This is a genomic window from Pseudomonas cedrina subsp. cedrina, assembly GCF_001983175.1.
Taxonomy (GTDB): domain Bacteria; phylum Pseudomonadota; class Gammaproteobacteria; order Pseudomonadales; family Pseudomonadaceae; genus Aquipseudomonas; species Aquipseudomonas cedrina.
Genome location: NZ_MNPW01000018.1, coordinates 1 through 16,938, shown reverse-complemented (window position 1 = coordinate 16,938; position 16,938 = coordinate 1). Strand labels below are relative to the sequence as shown.

At 61.1% G+C, this 16,938-nt stretch carries 17 protein-coding genes and 3 pseudogenes; 6 read left to right on the top strand and 14 right to left on the bottom strand.

Annotated elements, in window-relative coordinates:
- Positions 1 to 68: 68 nt before the first annotated feature.
- The 8 genes from BLL36_RS27520 to BLL36_RS27485 are packed head-to-tail and all read right to left on the bottom strand — an operon-like array spanning position 69 to position 6,219.
- Positions 69 to 1,022 carry a metal ABC transporter solute-binding protein, Zn/Mn family gene (locus tag BLL36_RS27520; RefSeq protein WP_076954821.1) on the bottom strand — a complete coding sequence of 318 codons (954 nt, stop codon included), beginning with the start codon at positions 1,020 to 1,022 and terminating at the stop codon, positions 69 to 71.
- Positions 1,022 to 1,921 carry a metal ABC transporter permease gene (locus BLL36_RS27515; protein ID WP_076954754.1) on the bottom strand — a complete coding sequence of 300 codons (900 nt, stop codon included), beginning with the start codon at positions 1,919 to 1,921 and terminating at the stop codon, positions 1,022 to 1,024. Before BLL36_RS27515 ends, BLL36_RS27520 begins: the two co-directional genes overlap by 1 nt.
- Positions 1,918 to 2,664: a metal ABC transporter ATP-binding protein gene (locus BLL36_RS27510; protein WP_076954753.1), complete on the bottom strand. Its 747-nt coding sequence runs from the start codon at positions 2,662 to 2,664 to the stop codon at positions 1,918 to 1,920. The genes BLL36_RS27515 and BLL36_RS27510 overlap by 4 nt, the downstream gene beginning before the upstream one ends.
- Positions 2,661 to 3,581: a metal ABC transporter substrate-binding protein gene (locus BLL36_RS27505; RefSeq protein WP_076954752.1), complete on the bottom strand. Its 921-nt coding sequence runs from the start codon at positions 3,579 to 3,581 to the stop codon at positions 2,661 to 2,663. Before BLL36_RS27505 ends, BLL36_RS27510 begins: the two co-directional genes overlap by 4 nt.
- 19 nt (positions 3,582 to 3,600) lie before the next feature.
- On the bottom strand, positions 3,601 to 4,161 hold the full coding sequence (locus tag BLL36_RS27500) for a DUF6162 family protein (RefSeq protein ID WP_076954751.1): 561 nt from the start codon (positions 4,159 to 4,161) through the stop codon (positions 3,601 to 3,603).
- Positions 4,158 to 4,487, bottom strand: coding sequence for a hypothetical protein (locus tag BLL36_RS27495; RefSeq protein WP_076954750.1), 330 nt, complete (start codon positions 4,485 to 4,487; stop codon positions 4,158 to 4,160). The genes BLL36_RS27500 and BLL36_RS27495 overlap by 4 nt, the downstream gene beginning before the upstream one ends.
- Complete coding sequence (locus tag BLL36_RS27490) at positions 4,484 to 5,020, bottom strand: thiamine pyrophosphate-binding protein (protein ID WP_076954749.1); 537 nt, start codon at positions 5,018 to 5,020, stop codon at positions 4,484 to 4,486. Before BLL36_RS27490 ends, BLL36_RS27495 begins: the two co-directional genes overlap by 4 nt.
- Positions 5,017 to 6,219 (bottom strand): PepSY-associated TM helix domain-containing protein, encoded by a 1,203-nt coding sequence (locus BLL36_RS27485; RefSeq protein ID WP_076954748.1) that lies wholly within the window; start codon positions 6,217 to 6,219, stop codon positions 5,017 to 5,019. The genes BLL36_RS27490 and BLL36_RS27485 overlap by 4 nt, the downstream gene beginning before the upstream one ends.
- Before the next feature lie 288 nt (positions 6,220 to 6,507).
- On the opposite strand from BLL36_RS27485, the pseudogene BLL36_RS27480 reads away from it, so the two are divergent.
- Both BLL36_RS27480 and BLL36_RS27475 read left to right on the top strand, forming a co-directional pair.
- Positions 6,508 to 6,966 (top strand): annotated as a pseudogene (locus BLL36_RS27480) (aconitase family protein); the annotation flags it as partial.
- Positions 6,957 to 7,330: pseudogene (locus BLL36_RS27475) on the top strand (3-isopropylmalate dehydratase small subunit); the annotation flags it as partial. The pseudogenes BLL36_RS27480 and BLL36_RS27475, both read left to right, overlap by 10 nt.
- Before the next feature lie 133 nt (positions 7,331 to 7,463).
- Here BLL36_RS27475 and BLL36_RS27470 read toward each other — a convergent pair.
- The 3 genes and pseudogenes from BLL36_RS27470 to soxR form a co-directional block, all read right to left on the bottom strand.
- A pseudogene (locus tag BLL36_RS27470) lies at positions 7,464 to 8,073 on the bottom strand (LysR family transcriptional regulator).
- 80 nt (positions 8,074 to 8,153) lie between these two features.
- Positions 8,154 to 9,029: an alpha/beta fold hydrolase gene (locus tag BLL36_RS27465; RefSeq protein WP_076954747.1), complete on the bottom strand. Its 876-nt coding sequence runs from the start codon at positions 9,027 to 9,029 to the stop codon at positions 8,154 to 8,156.
- Between the two features lie 127 nt (positions 9,030 to 9,156).
- Positions 9,157 to 9,606, bottom strand: a complete 450-nt coding sequence (gene soxR / locus BLL36_RS27460) for a redox-sensitive transcriptional activator SoxR (RefSeq protein ID WP_076954746.1) — start codon at positions 9,604 to 9,606, stop codon at positions 9,157 to 9,159.
- Between the two features lie 101 nt (positions 9,607 to 9,707).
- On the opposite strand from soxR, the gene BLL36_RS27455 reads away from it, so the two are divergent.
- Positions 9,708 to 10,073 carry an antibiotic biosynthesis monooxygenase gene (locus tag BLL36_RS27455; RefSeq protein ID WP_076954745.1) on the top strand — a complete coding sequence of 122 codons (366 nt, stop codon included), beginning with the start codon at positions 9,708 to 9,710 and terminating at the stop codon, positions 10,071 to 10,073.
- Here BLL36_RS27455 and BLL36_RS27450 read toward each other — a convergent pair.
- Positions 10,062 to 11,165, bottom strand: a complete 1,104-nt coding sequence (locus BLL36_RS27450; protein WP_076954744.1) for a sigma-54 interaction domain-containing protein — start codon at positions 11,163 to 11,165, stop codon at positions 10,062 to 10,064. The genes BLL36_RS27455 and BLL36_RS27450 overlap by 12 nt on opposite strands.
- Positions 11,166 to 11,439: 274 nt before the next feature.
- On the opposite strand from BLL36_RS27450, the gene BLL36_RS27445 reads away from it, so the two are divergent.
- From BLL36_RS27445 to BLL36_RS27435, 3 genes are all read left to right on the top strand, one after another.
- Positions 11,440 to 11,709: a hypothetical protein gene (locus tag BLL36_RS27445; RefSeq protein WP_076954743.1), complete on the top strand. Its 270-nt coding sequence runs from the start codon at positions 11,440 to 11,442 to the stop codon at positions 11,707 to 11,709.
- Positions 11,710 to 11,941: 232 nt separating this feature from the next.
- Positions 11,942 to 13,102, top strand: a complete 1,161-nt coding sequence (locus BLL36_RS27440; protein ID WP_076954742.1) for a cysteine desulfurase family protein — start codon at positions 11,942 to 11,944, stop codon at positions 13,100 to 13,102.
- A gap of 49 nt (positions 13,103 to 13,151) precedes the next feature.
- Positions 13,152 to 14,960 carry an aminopeptidase P family protein gene (locus BLL36_RS27435; RefSeq protein WP_076954741.1) on the top strand — a complete coding sequence of 603 codons (1,809 nt, stop codon included), beginning with the start codon at positions 13,152 to 13,154 and terminating at the stop codon, positions 14,958 to 14,960.
- A 62-nt stretch (positions 14,961 to 15,022) separates the two neighbouring features.
- On the opposite strand, the gene BLL36_RS27430 is transcribed toward BLL36_RS27435, so the two are convergent.
- Together BLL36_RS27430 and rhtA are read right to left on the bottom strand one after the other, a co-directional pair.
- A complete protein-coding gene (locus BLL36_RS27430) occupies positions 15,023 to 15,304 on the bottom strand; it encodes a hypothetical protein (RefSeq protein WP_016980214.1) in 282 nt (93 codons plus the stop codon).
- Between the two features lie 164 nt (positions 15,305 to 15,468).
- Positions 15,469 to 16,356 (bottom strand): threonine/homoserine exporter RhtA, encoded by an 888-nt coding sequence (gene rhtA, locus BLL36_RS27425; RefSeq protein WP_076954740.1) that lies wholly within the window; start codon positions 16,354 to 16,356, stop codon positions 15,469 to 15,471.
- Positions 16,357 to 16,938 lie beyond the last annotated feature (582 nt).

Genomic DNA, 16,938 nt, shown 5'->3' with positions numbered 1-16,938 from the left:
ACATCAGGTACACCGAGTCGATGCCATCGCAGCGGTGCGGCGATCCGACAAGCCAGCTCCCACATTGCCTATGGCATCAGCGCCTTGATCACCTGATCCACATTGGTTTCCAGCTCTGTCACAGGCGTCGCACCGTCCACATTCAATACCAGCAACTGCGCACCACCGGCGGTGACAGCGGCTTTCACCGCCTCACTCGGTTGGCGATGATGCAGCACCAGCGCGACATCGTTGTCCTTTAGCTCGGTACTGAGCTTCTGCAGCGCCTCGGGCGTCCAATCGGCATCCGGTCGCGCATCGGTGCTGAGCAGTTCCAGGTTCAAACTGCTGACCAGATACGCAAAATGATCACTCAAGCTGATCACGCTCAGGTTATCCGCCTTGGCCAGGCGCGCCTCGCTGTCGGCGGTGAGCTTGAGCAGGCGTTGTTTGAGGGCGGCGAGGTTGGCGTCGATCTTCGGCTTGGCGCTGGGCGCCAGGCGGCTCAGGTCAGCGGCCAGCACATCGGCCATGCGCCCCATGTTGTTGCTTGATTGCCAGGGCTGGCTGTTCAAGCCATCGCTGACGCCTGGCTGCACTGCGATGCCCGGCAAACCGCCGTCCACCGGGCGCGCGGCGTCGACTTCAACGATGCGGATATTGCTGCGCCGCGCCACCGGGTACAGCGGATCATCGGCCCACAACGAGCGCAGGCCGATGGCGGCGTCGGCGTCCAGTGCCAACGTGCTCAACGCCGGCGCACCCCGCCCGGTGAAGTAGGACACCTGCCGCGAACCGGGCAGGTTGGCCGGCGCGGCGCGCTCAAGTTGGACATCGGTGTCTTTGAGCAGCACCTCGGCCAGGCCGTAGGTGATCGGCAGCGACGCCAGGACCTTCACCGGCTTTACCGACTTGGCCTTGCTCAGTGCGGCGTGGCCCAGCCCCTGATGGATCTTGAGGGGCTCTGAACCTTCGACAGCCAGTGCCGAGGTGCTGATCAAGCAAGCGATGGCCAGGGCCAATGGTCTAATTGCAGGGTGCATCATCCGAGATTCCCTTTGAGGCTGGGCACCGTGCCGCGCGCGACGGCGGCCAGTGCGAAGGCGATACCGGCAACCAGAATGATCGCGGCGCCGGACGGGATGGGCAGGTCGAAGATGATCGGCAGCAGGATCCCACACAGGGTACTGACCGTTGCAATCACCACCGACACCCAGAAAAATCCTTTGAGCGACTGGCTCAACAGGCGTGCCGCCGCGGCTGGAATCACCAGCAATGCACCCACCAGGATCGCGCCGATGACCTTGACCGCCGCGACGGTGATCAGTGTCACCAGGATCACGAACAGGTAGTCCAGGGTCTTCACCGCCACCCCGCGCACCGCCGCCAGTTGCGGGTTGAAGCTGGCCAGCATGATGCGGTTGTACAGCGGCAATGCCAGCGCCATCACCAGCGAACCGACGATTGCCAGCACCAGCAGGTCGTTGCCGTTGACCGTCAACACCGAGCCAAACAGTACGTTTTCGAGGATATGCACGTTGATCTTGCCCGCCAGGATCAGCAGCAGGCTCGCCCCCAGCGCAAGCGACACCGACAGGAACACGCCGATCAAGGTGTCCGGCGCCAGGCCGGTGCGGTTGCGCAAGTAGTTGAGCAGGATGCCGAACAGCAGGCAGTAACCGAACAGGCTGCCATAGGGCCCGGTGTAGGGTTCGCCCAACAGGATGCCCACGGCCACGCCGGTCAGCGCGGCATGGCCGACCGCTTCGGAAAAAAACGCGAAGCGCTTGACCACTACCAGGGTTCCCAAGCCGCCCAGCACGGGGCCGATCAGCAAGCCGGCGAGCAAGGCATTGACCACGAAACCATAGGCCAGCGCCTCCGGCAGGTAACCGGAAGAGGCCCAGCCCTGGACCATCAAGCGAAAGGCTTCATAACTCATTGCGCCGGGCTCCGAGGGTGGGTGGAGAACAACGTCAGCAGACGATCCGGCGTCAGCGCGTCTTTGGGCATGGCATCGAACAGCACGCGGCGGTTCAGGCCCGTGACGCGGTCGGCCAGGCGGCCCACGGCTTCCAGGTCGTGCTCGATCCACAATACGGTGATCCCGGCCAGTCGCCAGTCACTCAGCAAGCGTTCGAACACCTGGATACCGGCTTCGTCCAGCGCCGACATCGGCTCATCCAGCACCAGCAACTGCGGCGCCGGGATCAGCCCCTGAGCCAGCAGCACGCGCTGGCGTTCACCGCCGGACAGAGCGCCCATGCGCCGCTTGCGTTTTTCCTGCATGCCAACGCGCTCCAGCGCCTCACCGATCGCGCCGGCGTAATGCCTGGACAGGCCAAGAAACGCCGGACGCCGCTGGCACATGGCAGCCATGAAGTCATCGACGGTCATCGGCAAGCCCCGGTCGAATTCCAGGGCCTGGGGCACATAACCGATGGTGCCGGGCGTGGTTGGCCAATGCAGGCTCAGCCGTCCCTGATGCGGCGTTTGCCCCAGCAGCGTCTTGATCAGCGAGCTTTTACCGCCACCGTTGGGGCCCACCAGCGCATGGATGCTGCCCGGCTGTACCTGAAAGTTCACCTGGTCGAGGATCACCGTGCGACCCAGGGTCAGCGATACGTTATCGAAGTCCAGGGTCGGGCCGACGCTGACCGCATTCAGGTGCTGCGCCGCCGTCATGCTCCCGACTCCTGTATTGCGCGTACCACGGTGTTGAGGTTGCCGGTCATTTCCACTTCGTATTTTTCGGCGCTGTATTCGCCGTAGGAAATATGCGACAGCGGGTACAGCTTGACCCCGGACTCACGCTGGATGGTATCGACATAGGTGGATGGGAAATCCATCTCCGAGAAGATCACCTTGACGTCCAGGGCGCGCAGCTCGTCGATGGTTTTCTTCAACTGGCTGGGGCTGGGCTCGATCCCGTGGGCCGGTTCGACCACGGCGGTAACCTCCAGGCCGAATTCACGCAGCAGGTAGTCGTAGGCCGCGTGCACCGTGGCCACGCGCAGGTCCGGGTTGGGGGCGCTGGTCAACTTGGCCAGGGCATCGGCGCGCATCTGGCGCAGGCGTTTGCCATAGGCGCGGGCGTTCTGGGTGTAGGTCTTGGCGTTGTCCGGGTCGAGCTTGCCCAGTTCGCGGGCGATGTTGTTGACCTGGGCAATCGATGCGCTGATCGACAGGAACGTATGCGGGTTGACTACCTTGCCCGCGCCGCGCGCGGCATTACCGGTGGCGGCCAGCAGCGGCACATTGGCGTTGGCCTCGATGACCGGGATATCCGGGCGTTCGCTGGTGGCGATCATGCGGTCGGCGAAATCGTCATGGCCGACGCCGTTGAGCACGATCACGTCCAGGGTGCCGATGCGCTTGATGTCTTCGGCGCGCGGCTCGTAGGCATGCGGGTTGAAACCGGCCGGAATCAGCGGCACCACTTCAGCCTTGTCGCCGACGATATTGGCCACGTAGCTGTAATAAGGGTGCAGGGTAATGCCGATGCGCAGGCGTTTGGCCTCTTCGGCATTGGCCAGGGGAGCGAGCATCAGGCTGAACAGGCCAACCAGCAACAGGCGCAACAGGGGAGATGAAATAGACATGGGCAATCGGTCTTCTCGTTCAGTGACGGTGCTGGCGGGTGACGCCGGCATCGAATTGCGCGACCACCTGCCGCCAGCCGGCTGCGATCAGCGCCTGGTCAGAGAGGTCGGAGGGGGCGGCCAGGTTGGCCTGGCGATTGAGCCAGATATCCGGCTCGGCACCGTGCACGCGCATGAGCAGCGAGCCACTGGTGGCGGGCGCCTGGCTCAAGCCCAGGTAGGCGGAAGGCGCCAGCAGTTGCCAGCGATGATCGCCACGGCTGACCGAACTGGCGTCCTGGGCAAACGGCGCGAAGCCTTCCTCGGCCAGTTGCGCAGGGGTTGGCAGCGCGCTTTGCTCCTGCTGCAACAGCTGGATTTCATCCAGGGTCACGCGCAGGTCGGCGTAAATGCCTTGCTCGGAGGCGCTCAGGTCACGCCGGGCGTCCAGTTGGTGACTGGGCACGGCCGCGACTTTCCGGGTTTCTCCGTGCAGGGCCACCACCGTGCCGGCCACCGCCAGGATGATCAGGCACAGGAGCAGTACGTAGAGGGTTTCGTGACCGGCACCGGCGGGGCGTACAACCTGGGTGGTCGTCATTGCGGCTGGATATCCGCTTGGTCGATTTCCACAACGTGGCCGGGGCCTGCATCGAACAGCACGTAGAATTCGGCGGACGGTTTCTTGAACGTCAGCGTCGAATCCTCGCCAAGCTTGCCGGGCACCAGGATGGTTTCGTCGTAGCCGATCACGTCCAGGGTCACGCCGGGGGCACCGCTGCCGTCGGAGAAGCCGCCTTTGCACTGGATCTGCTCGCCGGGGATTTCCTTGCACTCGCACATCGGGTTGTGGGCGAGGGCGACGGTACTGAAGCCGGTGCCGATCAGTAGTACGGCCGCGGCGCGGGTCAGGCGCATCAACGTCATGGTTTAACTCCTTGCTTGTTCAGCCAGGCAATAGTGGCAGGCGAGGCCTGGCTCAACGGGATGGAACCCTGGTGCATGGCGCCGTCCCAGCCTTCCATGGTCACCCACAGTTCGGCGTCGGCCGGCGTGCGTTCCGAGATCGGCAGGCCCGCGCCCATGCGGTATGGCGTGCCGAAGAAGATCACCCCGGCGGCGCGCAGGCTGCGTGGCTTGCCAATGCGCAGATAGGTGGCCTTGACCTGGTCGGCACAGGTGTCGCACAGGGCCGCGTTGAAAAACTTCATCGGGCCGGCCGGATCGGGGCGCGGGCCTTCATTGCGAAATTCCGCGAGGGTCAGGCTCCAGGGCCCGACCTGCACCTGGCCGGCCACGCGCTCGCCGATGCCGGTATCGCCACGAAACAGCGCGGCATCGGCGAAGTACTTGGGCATGAAGCCCAGGGGGACCAGCAGCAACAGTACATTGATGTGAAAACGCCATTTCAGCCAGAACGCCCGCAACGGCGAAGGCTTTGCAGCAGCGGCCTTGCTCATGGGTTGGCCTCCGAGGTTTCTGCCCGCATCGCCGGGATGGGCGCCAGCGCATGTTGTGCCTTGGTTTCGCGCTTGAAGGCGTTGAGCGTGGCCAGTGCGGTGCGCTTGGTCCAGATCAGCAGGCCGCTCAACACCATCATGCTCATGATCAGCCCGAAGAACGCCCAGATCAGCTTGATCCACAGCCCGCCAAAGTCGCCGGTGTGCAGTGGGCGCATGGATTCGGTGACGAATTCCAGCTTCGAACGGTCGGACAGCAAGTGCGCCGCGGCGACCTCCCCGTCATACGGGTTGATCTGCGCGGTCTGGAACATCAAGGGGTACCAGCCCCGCCCGCCGATCTGCAGGTGGCTGTAGGCGTTGAGCGGCAGACTGATGAAACTCGCCTCCAGCCCCGGGATGCGCTGGGTGGCGATCCTGATGGCCTCGTCCACCGCAATCATCGGCGCCGGCACGCCCGGCGCCGACAGGGGCACCTTCTCCCGGGCAATCACCGGGATGACGGGTTCGGTTGAAATCGAGATCTGGTTGTCGCCCAGGATCGCCCGGATCAGGAACCAGATGCCGGTGACGGAAATCACCGCGATAAACCAGATCGACCAGATGCCGCTCAAACGGTGGAAGTCGCCCCAGAAGATCCGCGCGCCATGGCGCACACGCAATGTGGGGCGCAGGAAGCCCTTCCAGAAACGCTTGTACACCACCAGCCCGGTCACCAGCGACGCCAGCAGTGGAATGCCGAGCGCCGACACCAGGTACCAGCCCCAGCTGTAGCCATTGGTGAAGGGCACCAGCCACCAGCCGTGCAGGGCGCGGGTAAATGCCTTGAAGTCGAATGACGGGCTGATGCCCTGGATCGCCCCGGTGTAGGGGTTGACGTAGACCTCGACGGAACGCCCGTCGGGGTAGCTGAGGTCGACACTGAGGGCGAAATGGGACTCGTCGGGACGGCTGATCGACTGGACGAACACCTGGGGTTCATCGCGCTTGATGGCGGCGATCACCTGGTCGTAGCTCAGCGGTTCGGCATCCTGCGTCGGTTTGCTCGCACGGATATCCGGGTTGGCCAGCCAGACGATCTCCTGGCTGACGACCGCGAGGGTGCCGGTGACGCAGACGATCAGTACGAAGAACCAGATGGGCAATGCCAGCCAGCTATGGACGAGAAACCAGAGTTTGGAGCGTGACTTCTTCGACATGTGAATGAGGGTCTTGATCGGAGGAGGGCAGTGCAGGCCCGAAAAGGCCAGTCGTAGCTTTTGCTGACGCGACGGGCTGTATCTAAGTTAAGACGGATGAGAATGAGAAATCCCTAACCCAGATATGAAAGAAAATGTTTCAGCTTCACATTCGGGGCGCTTTAACGCCTCGATCGAACACGAAACATGTTCCAAGCCAACACTCAAGCGCCATTGATGGCGCCTGGGCGCTGCGTAGGATGGGCTCATACCGTTGAGCGAGCGCCTACATAAGTGAGTCCAGCAAAGATGACTGCCAGAACCCTCTACGACAAACACATCGACTCCCATACGGTGTGTCCCCTGGATGACCAGGGCCATGTCCTGCTTTATATAGATCGCCAGGTCATCAACGAATACACCAGCCCCCAGGCCTTCAGCGGTTTGCGTGAGGCCGGGCGCAACGTGTGGCGACCGGGTACGGCGTTGGCCGTGGTTGACCATGTGAACCCCACCACGCCCAAGCGTATTGCGGCCATGCCCGATGCCGGTGGGGCGCGGCAAGTGTCATACCTGGCCGAGAACTGCCGGGACTTCGGCATCGAGCTGCTGGATATCCTCAACAAGCGTCAAGGCATTGAGCATGTGATCGCGCCGGAACAGGGCTTTATCCTGCCGGGCATGGTGATCGCCGCCGGCGACAGCCACACCACCACCTACGGCGCCCTCGGGGCCTTTGGTTTTGGCATTGGTACTTCGGAAATCGACGTGAGCACGCGGTGTGGGGCTTGAAGCAGATGGGCATCCGCGCGTTGATCGGCAGCAGTTTCGCCGGGATTTTCTATGACAACTGCCAACGAAACGGGGTGTTGTTGATCTCCTTGGACGAGTCGGTGCTGCAGCAGTTGGGCAAGACCGTCAGCCAGGCTGAGCAGGCGCAGATCAGTGTCGACCTTGAAGCCCAGCAGATTCATTTGACCGAAGGTCAGGTGATCCCCCGTTCCAGATTGACACCTTGCGCAAGACCGCGCTGTTGCTTGGCTTGGACGCTATTGGCAGCACGTTGCAGCGCAGCGAGCAGATCAAAGCGTTCGAACGCCAGCACCTCCAGGTTAACCCCTGGCTCAGCTGACACTGCGGTTCAAATTGTGGGAGCTGGCTTGCCTGCGAAGGCGGTGCATCAGTGAAAGATGAGCAAGCTGACACACCGCTTTCGCAGGCAAGCCAGCTCCCACATTGGAACCCGTTTCAAATCGGGAGCGAGGCTAGATCGACAATCCCTTGAAATGCTCCTGCAAAAACTCCACACACGCCCTCAGCTTTCCGGAATACGCCAACTGTGTCGGGTACACCGCCCACACGTTGGCGCTCTGAATATAACCATGCAGCACCTGAACCAGCTTGCCTTGTTCCGTCGCCCACGCGGATCTCCAGATCGAAGCCTTCGCTGACGATATCCACCACACGGTCGAACAGGTCCAGGCGGATTTCCAGGCCCGGATACTGTTGCGCCAGTAACGACACGGCGGGGGCCACATGGTTGCGTCCGAAACCGAAGCTGCTGCACAGGTGCAAGCGCCCGCGCGGGCTGGCATGGGCGTCGCTGAGCTCATCCGAGAGTTGTTGGAAATCTTCCAGGATACGCACCGCCCAGCGCTGCACCCGTTCGCCGTCTTCGGTCAGTGCGATGCGCCGACTGGTGCGGTGCAACAAGCGGGTGGCCAGGGTGGTTTCGAGGATCTGGATGCGCTTGCTGACATATGCCGGCGACAAGCCGAGTTCATCGGCGGCCGCTGCGAAGCCGGCCTTGCGGATCACGGTCAGGAACACCCGCAGGTCTTCGGGTAGGGGCACGGTATCTTTCTTGTGAGTCATCAGAAACAGGCGTGGCGGCATAAGCCGCCAGAATAGCACCGGATCGGCGTGCCTTCCGGCGCGCCTGGGCGTATTCGGGCTCAGCGAAGGAAGGCCAGGACTTCGCCAAGCAGCAACTCGGGGGCTTCTTCGGCAATGTAGTGGCCGGCCGGCAGGGCCTTGCCGCGCACGTCGGTGGCGACTTTCTGCCATTCCTTGAGCGGCTCGAAACAGCGGCCTACGGTGCCTTCGGCGCCCCACATAACCAGCAACGGCAGGCTCAGGTGATGGCCGGCGTCGATGTCCGCCTGGTCGTGTTGAAGGTCGATTCCGGCAGCGGCGCGGTAGTCCTCACAGATACCGGTGGCGCTGCCCGGCAGTTTCAGGCAACGCAGGTATTCGGCGAAGGCCTCATCGGTGAACGGCTTGAGCCCGGCGCTGCGACTGCCCATCACGCTGCGCAGGTACAGCTCAGGGTTACCTTCTATCAAGGCTTCCGGCAGCGGCGCCGGGCGGATCAGGAAGAACCAGTGCCAGTAAGCGCGGGCAAAGGCTTCGTCGGTTTGCGCATACATCGACAGGGTGGGGGCAATATCCAGCAACACCATACGTTGCACTGCGCCCGGGTGGTCCAGGGCCAGGCGATGGGCCACCCGGGCGCCACGGTCGTGAGCCAGGACAGAGAACTGCTCGAAGCCCAAGGCCTTCATCAGTTCGACGCCGTCGCGGGCCATCTCCCGCTTTGAATAGTTTGTGTGGTGGTCATTGGCGGGCGGCCTGCTGCTATCGCCATAGCCGCGCAGGTCGGCTGCCACCACGGTGAAGTGTTCAGCCAGTTGTTCGGCGACTTTGTGCCAGATGATGTGGGTTTGCGGGTGCCCGTGCAGCAGGAGCAGACCGGGACCTGTACCGCCTTTGCGGTAACTGATGCTGACGCCATTGACGTGGCACTGGCCTTTTTGAAATCCGGCGAACATGGGATGACTCCTTGTGATGAGTGCTTGCATCCTGGAATCACGCGGCGGTCGGGGCAAGGGTAAAAACGTGGAGGGGTTGTTCATGAAGTGTGTAGGAGCCCCACCGCATTGTTGATTCGCCATCACTTCAAGGTGCAGGAGTGGGCTCAAGCAATTGAGCTCCTGGCCCGCGTTCACCGAGCTGATCATCCTGATTGCGCAGCGGGCACGCCTCCATCGACAAGCACCCGCAGCCGATACAGCCATTGAGCTTGTCGCGCAGCAGCATCAGCTTGTTGATGCGATCATCCAGGTCTTCGCGCCACAACGCCGACAAACGCTCCCAGTCCTGAGCGGTGGGCGTGCGTCCGTCCGGCAACGCGCGCAACGCCTCGCCAATCGTCGCCAACGGAATGCCCAGGCGCTGCGCGATCTTGATCACCACCACGCGGCGCAACACATCCCGTGGATAACGCCGTTGGTTACCCGCGTTGCGATTGCTCTTGATCAGCCCCTTGGTCTCGTAGAAGTGCAGGGCCGTCACGGCTACGCCACTGCGGGCGGCCAATTGGCCGACGGTGAGTTCCTTGGTAATCATGCAAAAACTCCCTGACAGTGCTTGACCTTGACTTAACTAGAGGTTTTACCCTGCGTGGCATCGAATCGCAAGATTCTGCCTACAGAGAAAGGGGAGTGTTCATGCAGGTATCAGAGAAAAATCGCAGCTTCACTCAGTTGATCGAGTTTCAGATCGAACCCCGGCAACAGTTCGCCCTGGTGGCGGCCTTGACCCTCCAGAGCGAACGCTTGGCCCAGGGTCATGGCGGTTTTATCACCGCGAGTGTGCAGGTCAGCGAAGATGGACGCCGTGTGCTCAACTACCTGCAATGGCGCACGCGTGAAGAGGGCGAGGCAGCCTTCAAGTGCTTCGAGCACGGCGAGGAAGATTTCTGGACGCTGATTCGCGCCCATCAAGCCACGGCGGTGACCTTTGGTTCGTTCCAAGTGCTGCGCAGTTTCGAGCGCAGTCATGATGACGCGTTGCACTGCCGCCTAAACGGATAAATGCAACATGCGCTCGCCTTGCAGGTTTTCGCCGGGGCGACGCTTGTTTACCGCCAGCTCGCCGATCTTGATCAGGCGGGTGCGCGTGACGTTGCGGCTCAAGCCCAGCAAGTTGGCGGTGTGCACCTGGTTGTAGTGGCTGAAGCGATAGGCGGCGCGTAACAAGGCGTCTTCGACTTTTTCGTGCAGGGCCCCGGCCTGTTCTTCGAACAGTTTCTGGAACGCCCGGGCAAGCAACGCTTCGGCGCTGTTGTCGGCGGCGTGCTGGCTGTCGTCCTGACGCTCGATGCGCAGGTTCGACAGGCGCAAGTCGTCACGTTCGATCACGCCGTGGCGGCAAATCAGCAGGGTGTGGTGAATCACGTTTTCCAGCTCGCGGATATTGCCCGGCCAGCTGTAGTGCTTGAGTTTGTGCTCGGCCTCGCGGCTGATGGTGATCGGGCCATAGCCCAGGCGCCGGCTGTAGGCTTCGATAAAGTGCCGGGTCAGCGGCAGGATATCGCCAGGGCGCTCGCGCAGCGGGCTGAGCTCCAGGCTCACCACGTCGAGACGGTAATAGAGGTCTTCGCGAAAATGTCCGGCGTTGATGGCTTTTTCCAGTTGCACGTTGGTGGCGGCAAGCACCCGCACATCAATCGGGATGCTCTTGCGCGAACCCAGGCGCACGACTTCGCGCTCCTGTAGCACACGCAGCAGCTTGACCTGGATCGGCATCGGCAAATCGCCGATCTCATCGAGGAACAAGGTGCCGCCGTCGGCCTCTTCGAACCACCCGGCCTTGGCACTCAGAGCACCGGTGAACGCGCCTTTTTCATGGCCGAACAGCTCGGCTTCCACCAGGGATTCGGAGAAGGCCCCGCAGTTCACCGCCACGAACGGCCGGTTGCGCCGCCCGCTGAGGTTATGGATGTGGCGCGCCACCAGCTCTTTACCGGTGCCTGTCTCGCCGATGATCAGTACGCTGGCTTCGCTGGGGGCCACTTGCTGGATATGGTCGAGCAGCGCCTGGGATTTCGGGTCTTCGAAGACCTGGGCCGTGGCGCGGATCGACGTCGCGAGGGCGGGCGAGGGCGGTAGGGTCAAAAGCTGCATGGGCACCTCTCTGGTCAATCTGGCTGGTGATGTGTTCACGGGCTGTTGCGGGGGCAACAGCGCCGGTGGGTGCAGCGCCCTTTATAGAGACTTATGTTTATTCCGTAAATGAACGTATTTCCATATTTATAGATCATAAAGAAATATCAGCGAAACGCTATCAAGGGTGCTCGTGCGGTTGATAGCAACTATCACGGGAGGTGATTTTTCACCCATCAAGGTCGGGAGTAGCCTGTGTTCATTGACTCGACACCATCTTTGCAGGGCCACCGCCATGAACCGATTCCTCGCTGTTTGCTTATTGATTGTCAGCTCCGTGCTCGCCGGGTGTGCGACCCACCCCGCGCCGGAATTGCGCCCCTACACGGCCGAAGAAACCAGACAGTTGGCGCTGGAAGCGTTGAGCCGGCGTGGTTTGTCGTTTGATGAATATCAACAGCAGCGTGCCGCGCTGACCCGGCAGCCACAGAAGCCTTTCGGCTTTGATCGCCAGGGTGAAATGAACGCCGAGCGCAGCGGGACCCTGCAGGGCCGTCCCAGTTGAGCCTGCGCTCATTGGCAAAAAGCCCGAGGCTTCCCAGAGAAACCTCGGGCTTTTTGTTTTCCATGGCGCGACTTCAGCCTGTTAAGCTGAATTTAAGGAGCGTTCCTACGCACATTTTCATAAAGTTGCCCTTCTTTAATGGCATTCGATCGGTTAAACCTGACAACCTCTGTCCCGGTCCGTGCCCCTGAGACGCTGCTCTCGGGAACCTGCCCTGCGAGTTTTTAACCTCATGAAGAAACGTCCGTTATATTTCGACTACGCCGCTACTACCCCGGTGGACGAGCGGGTCATCCAGGTGATGGTCGAGTGTCTGGGGTTCAACGCCAATTTCGGTAATCCCGCGTCCAGTTCCCATGCGTTCGGCCAAGCGGCCCGGCAAACGGTTGAACAGGCGCGTCGCCAGGTGGCCGAGTTGGTCGGTGCCAACCCTGAACACATCGTCTGGACCTCCGGCGCCACGGAGTCGAACAACCTTGCGATCAAGGGCGTGGCCCAGGCGCGAGGCGTTGCGGGTGGGCATATCATCACCAGCCAGATCGAACACAAAGCCACGCTGGATACCGCGCGGCAATTGCAGGAAGCCGGCGTGGTCGTCACCTACCTGGTGCCGGACGCGGATGGGTTGATCAGCGTCGAGGCGGTCAGCGAGGCGTTGCGTGAGGACACCTTTCTGGTGTCGCTGATGCTGGTGAATAACGAACTGGGCACCCTCAACGATATCCCAGCCATCGGCGCGCGGGTGCGTGAGCAGGGTGCGTTGTTGCATGTGGATGCGGCGCAAGGCGCGGGCAAGGTCGCAATCGACCTGGCGCAGTGGCCGGTGGATTTGATGTCGTTTTCCGCCCACAAGCTCTATGGCCCTAAAGGTATCGGCGCTTTATATGTCGGGCCGCGGGCGCAACAGAAAGTCCTGGCGCAGATCCACGGGGGAGGCCACGAAGGCGGCCTGCGCTCCGGTACCTTGGCGACCCACCAGATTGCCGGCATGGGCGCGGCGTTTGCCCTGGCGGCGGCATCGTTTGCTGAAGAAAAGGCGCGGATCGTGGCCTTGCGTCAGCGTCTGTTGGATCAGTTGGCATCGGTTCCCGGTGTGCGCCTCAACGGCAGTGCTACACAACGTATCCCACACACCCTGAGCCTCACGTTCGGCGAAGGCGAGTTCAATTCCGCAGCACTGAGTGCCGGCATCGCGTTTTCTGCGACCTCGGCGTGCAATTCGGCAAGTAATGCACCGTCCCATGTGCTGCTCGCCCTCGGGCATGATGCGCGCAGCGCAGGGCGTACGATTCGCTTGAGCCTGGGCCGGTATACCACCGAGCAGGATATCGACCAGGCCGTGCAATTGATCAAGGCGGCCCTCGCCAGCGCACCGGCGTTCTGGGCGGTCTGATTCATCTATCGCAACACATAACAATTATTCGTGGTTAGCAGGAGACACAATGAGTACGCAGCCTTTGACCCCTGGAACGGTTCCCCAGCGCCTGGCGCGCACCCGTGAACTGATGCGCCGCGAGGGCATACACGCCCTGCTGGTACCGTCGGCCGACCCGCATTTGTCTGAATACTTGCCGGGATACTGGCAAGGGCGGCAATGGTTGTCTGGGTTTCATGGTTCGGTGGGAACGCTGATTGTTACTGCGAATTTCGCCGGGGTATGGGCCGACAGCCGCTACTGGGAACAGGCGACCAAGGAACTCAAGGGCAGCGGCATCGAACTGGTGAAGCTGCAACCGGGCCAGCCAGGTCCGCTGGAATGGCTGGCCGAGCAAACGCCGGAAGGTGGCGTGGTGGCGGTCGACGGTGCGGTCATGGCCGTGGCCTCCGCGCGAACGTTGGGCGGCAAGCTGGCGGAGCGCAGTGCACGGTTGCGTACCGATATCGACTTGCTGAATGAGGTGTGGGAAGGCCGCCCTACGCTGCCAGACCAGCCCATCTATCAGCACTTGCCTCCGCAGGCCACGGTCAGCCGCACTGAAAAACTCGCTTCGTTGCGCGCCGCGTTGAAAGAAAAGGACGCCGATTGGCACTTCATCGCCACCCTGGATGACATCGCCTGGCTGTTCAACCTGCGCGGCGCTGATGTTTCGTTCAACCCGGTATTCGTGTCGTTTGCGCTGATCAGTCAGCAGCAGGCCACGTTATTTGTGGCGCTGAGCAAAGTCGATGCCGAGCTGCGGGCTGTGCTGGAGCAGGATGGTGTGACACTGCGCGACTACAGCGAAGTGGCGGACGCGCTGCGCGCGGTGCCGTCGGGCGTGAGCTTGCAGGTCGACCCGGCTCGCGTCACCGCGGGGTTGCTGGAAAACCTCGATAGCGGTGTGAAGCTGGTGGAAGGGCTCAACCCGACCACGCTGGCCAAATCGCGCAAGAGCCTGGCCGATGCGGAGCACATCCGCCACGCCATGGAACAGGACGGCGCGGCCTTGTGCGAATTCTTCGCCTGGCTGGACAGTGCGTTGGGTCGCGAACGCATTACCGAATTGACCATCGACGAGCACTTGACGGCTGCGCGTGCCCGTCGCCCGGGTTATGTGTCGTTGAGTTTCAACACCATTGCCGCTTACAACGCCAACGGTGCGATGCCGCATTACCACGCTACCGAAGAAGAGCATGCGCTGATCGAAGGCGATGGCTTGCTGCTGATTGACTCGGGCGGGCAGTACCTGGGTGGCACCACGGATATCACGCGGATGGTGCCGATCGGTACGCCAAGTGAGGAGCAAAAGCGTGACTGCACCCGTGTGCTCAAGGGCGTTATTGCCTTGTCCCGTGCGCATTTCCCGAAAGGAATCCTGTCACCGCTGCTGGACGCGATTGCCCGCGCGCCGATCTGGGCCGAAGGCGTGGATTACGGCCACGGTACCGGGCACGGGGTAGGCTATTTCCTTAACGTGCATGAAGGACCGCAAGTGATCGCCTATCAGGCTGCCACTGCCCCGCAAACGGCGATGCAACCGGGGATGATCACTTCCATTGAGCCCGGAACTTATCGTCCTGGACGCTGGGGCGTGCGCATCGAAAACCTGGTGCTGAACCGCGAAGCCGGCAAGACCGAGTTCGGCGAGTTCCTCAAGTTTGAAACGCTGACCCTTTGCCCGATCGACACCCGCTGCCTGGAACCTTCGTTGCTCACGGCCGACGAGCGTGAATGGTTCAACGCGTACCACGCCCAAGTGCGCGAGCGCCTGAGCCCATTGCTCAGCGGTGCGGCACTTGAGTGGCTGCAGGTTCGTACTGCGGCTATTTGATTGCTTGCAAGGTGGTGTCTGGAGTTTTGATATGAGCAGTCAAGGAATGACTGCTCGGACACTTACTTGCAGATGACGATCATGCTGCGGCTGGTATAGCCGGCAGGGTTGAGACCGAAGGGATAGTCGCCGGGTTCTTCGGAGTTGTCACCGGACTTTGCGATTACCCGGTAGCCCTTGGCACCGCACGAGTTGGTTGCACTGGTGTAGCACTGGTCCCAGGAAGAAGACAGGCCGGAGCAATTGATATGCAACCCTTTTTTGCCACGTTTTACTTCTGTCTTGGTGGTCGCGGCACAGCCAGCAATGGCCATGACCATTAACAGTATCAAAATTCGCTTCATTCCTATCCTTAATAGCCGCCTCGCAAAGCGTGAAGCCGGCTCTACTCGCTCTCAGGTGTAGCGTTCGCGCAGTCCTTGCCGAAATTCTCCATGAATGACATTCGTTTACGGCTTAAACATGGCCTAAATGGACGCCAAATGCCAGAGCTACATTCAAACAGATCTCAATCGGCTGGAACCAACGGCTTCGACTCGTTGCGCATCGTCACCGTGGCACCTACCGAGGCCAGGATGATGCAAATGATGGCCAGCCATTGCGCCAGGGACAGGTGCTCGTGCAGGAAGAACAGGCCCGAGAGGGCGCCGAAAGCCGGTTCGATGCTCATGAGCGTACCGAAGGTGCGGGCGGGGAGACGCGTCAAAGCGACCATTTCCAGGGTGTAGGGCAGGGCGGTAGACAGGATGGCGACAGCGATGGCGACCGGGATCAAGGCGGGCGTCAGCAAGGCGCTGCCCGCATGGACGATGCCGACAGGCGCGACAAACAAGGCGGCGATCATCACGCCAAGGGCGGCGGTTTGGACGCCGTTGTCGTTACCGGCCTTCTGACCGTACAGAATATAGAGCGCCCAGCAGACACCCGCTCCCAGAGCGTAGGCGGCGCCCACCAAGTCGATACCGCTGCTGGTTTCGCCCATGGGAATGAGCAGGAGCAAGCCAACGATCGCGAGGGCGATCCACAGGAAATCTACCACACGACGTGAGGCGTAGAGCGCCACGGCAAGCGGCCCAGTGAATTCTAGTGCAACTGCGATACCCAGGGGCACGCTGCGCAAGGACATATAGAAGAGCAAGTTCATGCCGCCCAGAGCCATCCCATAGATGATCACGGTGCGCAGGGAGCTGGCAGTCAGTTTGGCCCGCCATGGACGTAATAGAAGCAGCATGATCACGCTGGCGAAAATCAGGCGCAGGGTCGTGGTGCCTTGGGCGCCGACGAAGGGGAACATGCTTTTGGCCAGCGAGGCGCCCGATTGAATTGAAGCCATCGCGATCAGCAGCAGGCCGACAGGAAACAATGTCGAACCCAGGCTGCGAGGGGAGGTGGTCATTAGGGTGTTCGTCCGAAGTCATAGTAAGAGAGCGTGGGCGCTATGATGCTCAACTGTTCAGTAATGAGCAATATAGTGCTCAATTATTCGTTTCGACGGTTGATAGGCCGTGGATTTTGGAGGTTTATGGGTCAGTTGATAGGAAAACCAAATAAAGGGTTGACGGCAGATTCTGGAAGTCTATAATTCGCCCCGCTTCCGGCGCAGTCGAAACGGAAAACTCCTTGGTAAACAAAGAGTTATGCGAGATTCGACAGCGACCTGCTTCAGTTCATCGAAGCCCAGAAGGAGTTGGTAGAGCGGTGTTGTTTGGCTCTATTAACGTTTCGATCTTCTCGGTCGAAAGCGGAGAAAAAGAGGTGTTGACAGCAGCGTGTAACGCTGTAGAATTCGCCTCCCGCTAACGAGAGATCGGAAGCGCAAGTGGTTGAAGTTGTTGAAGAATTCTTCGAAAACTTCTGAAAATAATCACTTGACAGCAAATGAGGCTGCTGTAGAATGCGCGCCTCGGTTGAGACGAAAGATCTTAACCAACCGCTCTTTAACAACTGAATCAAGCAATTCGTGTGGGTGCTTGTGGAG

Coding starts and splice junctions, on each gene's coding strand:
- BLL36_RS27430 (WP_016980214.1), bottom strand. CDS start 15,304: ATGAAGCGAATTTTGATACTGTTAATGGTCATGGCCATTGCTGGCTGT.
- BLL36_RS27465 (WP_076954747.1), bottom strand. CDS start 9,029: ATGTTCGCCGGATTTCAAAAAGGCCAGTGCCACGTCAATGGCGTCAGC.
- BLL36_RS27500 (WP_076954751.1), bottom strand. CDS start 4,161: ATGACGACCACCCAGGTTGTACGCCCCGCCGGTGCCGGTCACGAAACC.
- BLL36_RS27450 (WP_076954744.1), bottom strand. CDS start 11,165: ATGCAGCTTTTGACCCTACCGCCCTCGCCCGCCCTCGCGACGTCGATC.
- BLL36_RS27440 (WP_076954742.1), top strand. CDS start 11,942: ATGAAGAAACGTCCGTTATATTTCGACTACGCCGCTACTACCCCGGTG.
- BLL36_RS27445 (WP_076954743.1), top strand. CDS start 11,440: ATGAACCGATTCCTCGCTGTTTGCTTATTGATTGTCAGCTCCGTGCTC.
- soxR (WP_076954746.1), bottom strand. CDS start 9,606: ATGATTACCAAGGAACTCACCGTCGGCCAATTGGCCGCCCGCAGTGGC.
- BLL36_RS27485 (WP_076954748.1), bottom strand. CDS start 6,219: ATGTCGAAGAAGTCACGCTCCAAACTCTGGTTTCTCGTCCATAGCTGG.
- BLL36_RS27515 (WP_076954754.1), bottom strand. CDS start 1,921: ATGAGTTATGAAGCCTTTCGCTTGATGGTCCAGGGCTGGGCCTCTTCC.
- rhtA (WP_076954740.1), bottom strand. CDS start 16,356: ATGACCACCTCCCCTCGCAGCCTGGGTTCGACATTGTTTCCTGTCGGC.
- BLL36_RS27455 (WP_076954745.1), top strand. CDS start 9,708: ATGCAGGTATCAGAGAAAAATCGCAGCTTCACTCAGTTGATCGAGTTT.
- BLL36_RS27495 (WP_076954750.1), bottom strand. CDS start 4,487: ATGACGTTGATGCGCCTGACCCGCGCCGCGGCCGTACTACTGATCGGC.
- BLL36_RS27520 (WP_076954821.1), bottom strand. CDS start 1,022: ATGCACCCTGCAATTAGACCATTGGCCCTGGCCATCGCTTGCTTGATC.
- BLL36_RS27505 (WP_076954752.1), bottom strand. CDS start 3,581: ATGTCTATTTCATCTCCCCTGTTGCGCCTGTTGCTGGTTGGCCTGTTC.
- BLL36_RS27435 (WP_076954741.1), top strand. CDS start 13,152: ATGAGTACGCAGCCTTTGACCCCTGGAACGGTTCCCCAGCGCCTGGCG.
- BLL36_RS27490 (WP_076954749.1), bottom strand. CDS start 5,020: ATGAGCAAGGCCGCTGCTGCAAAGCCTTCGCCGTTGCGGGCGTTCTGG.
- BLL36_RS27510 (WP_076954753.1), bottom strand. CDS start 2,664: ATGACGGCGGCGCAGCACCTGAATGCGGTCAGCGTCGGCCCGACCCTG.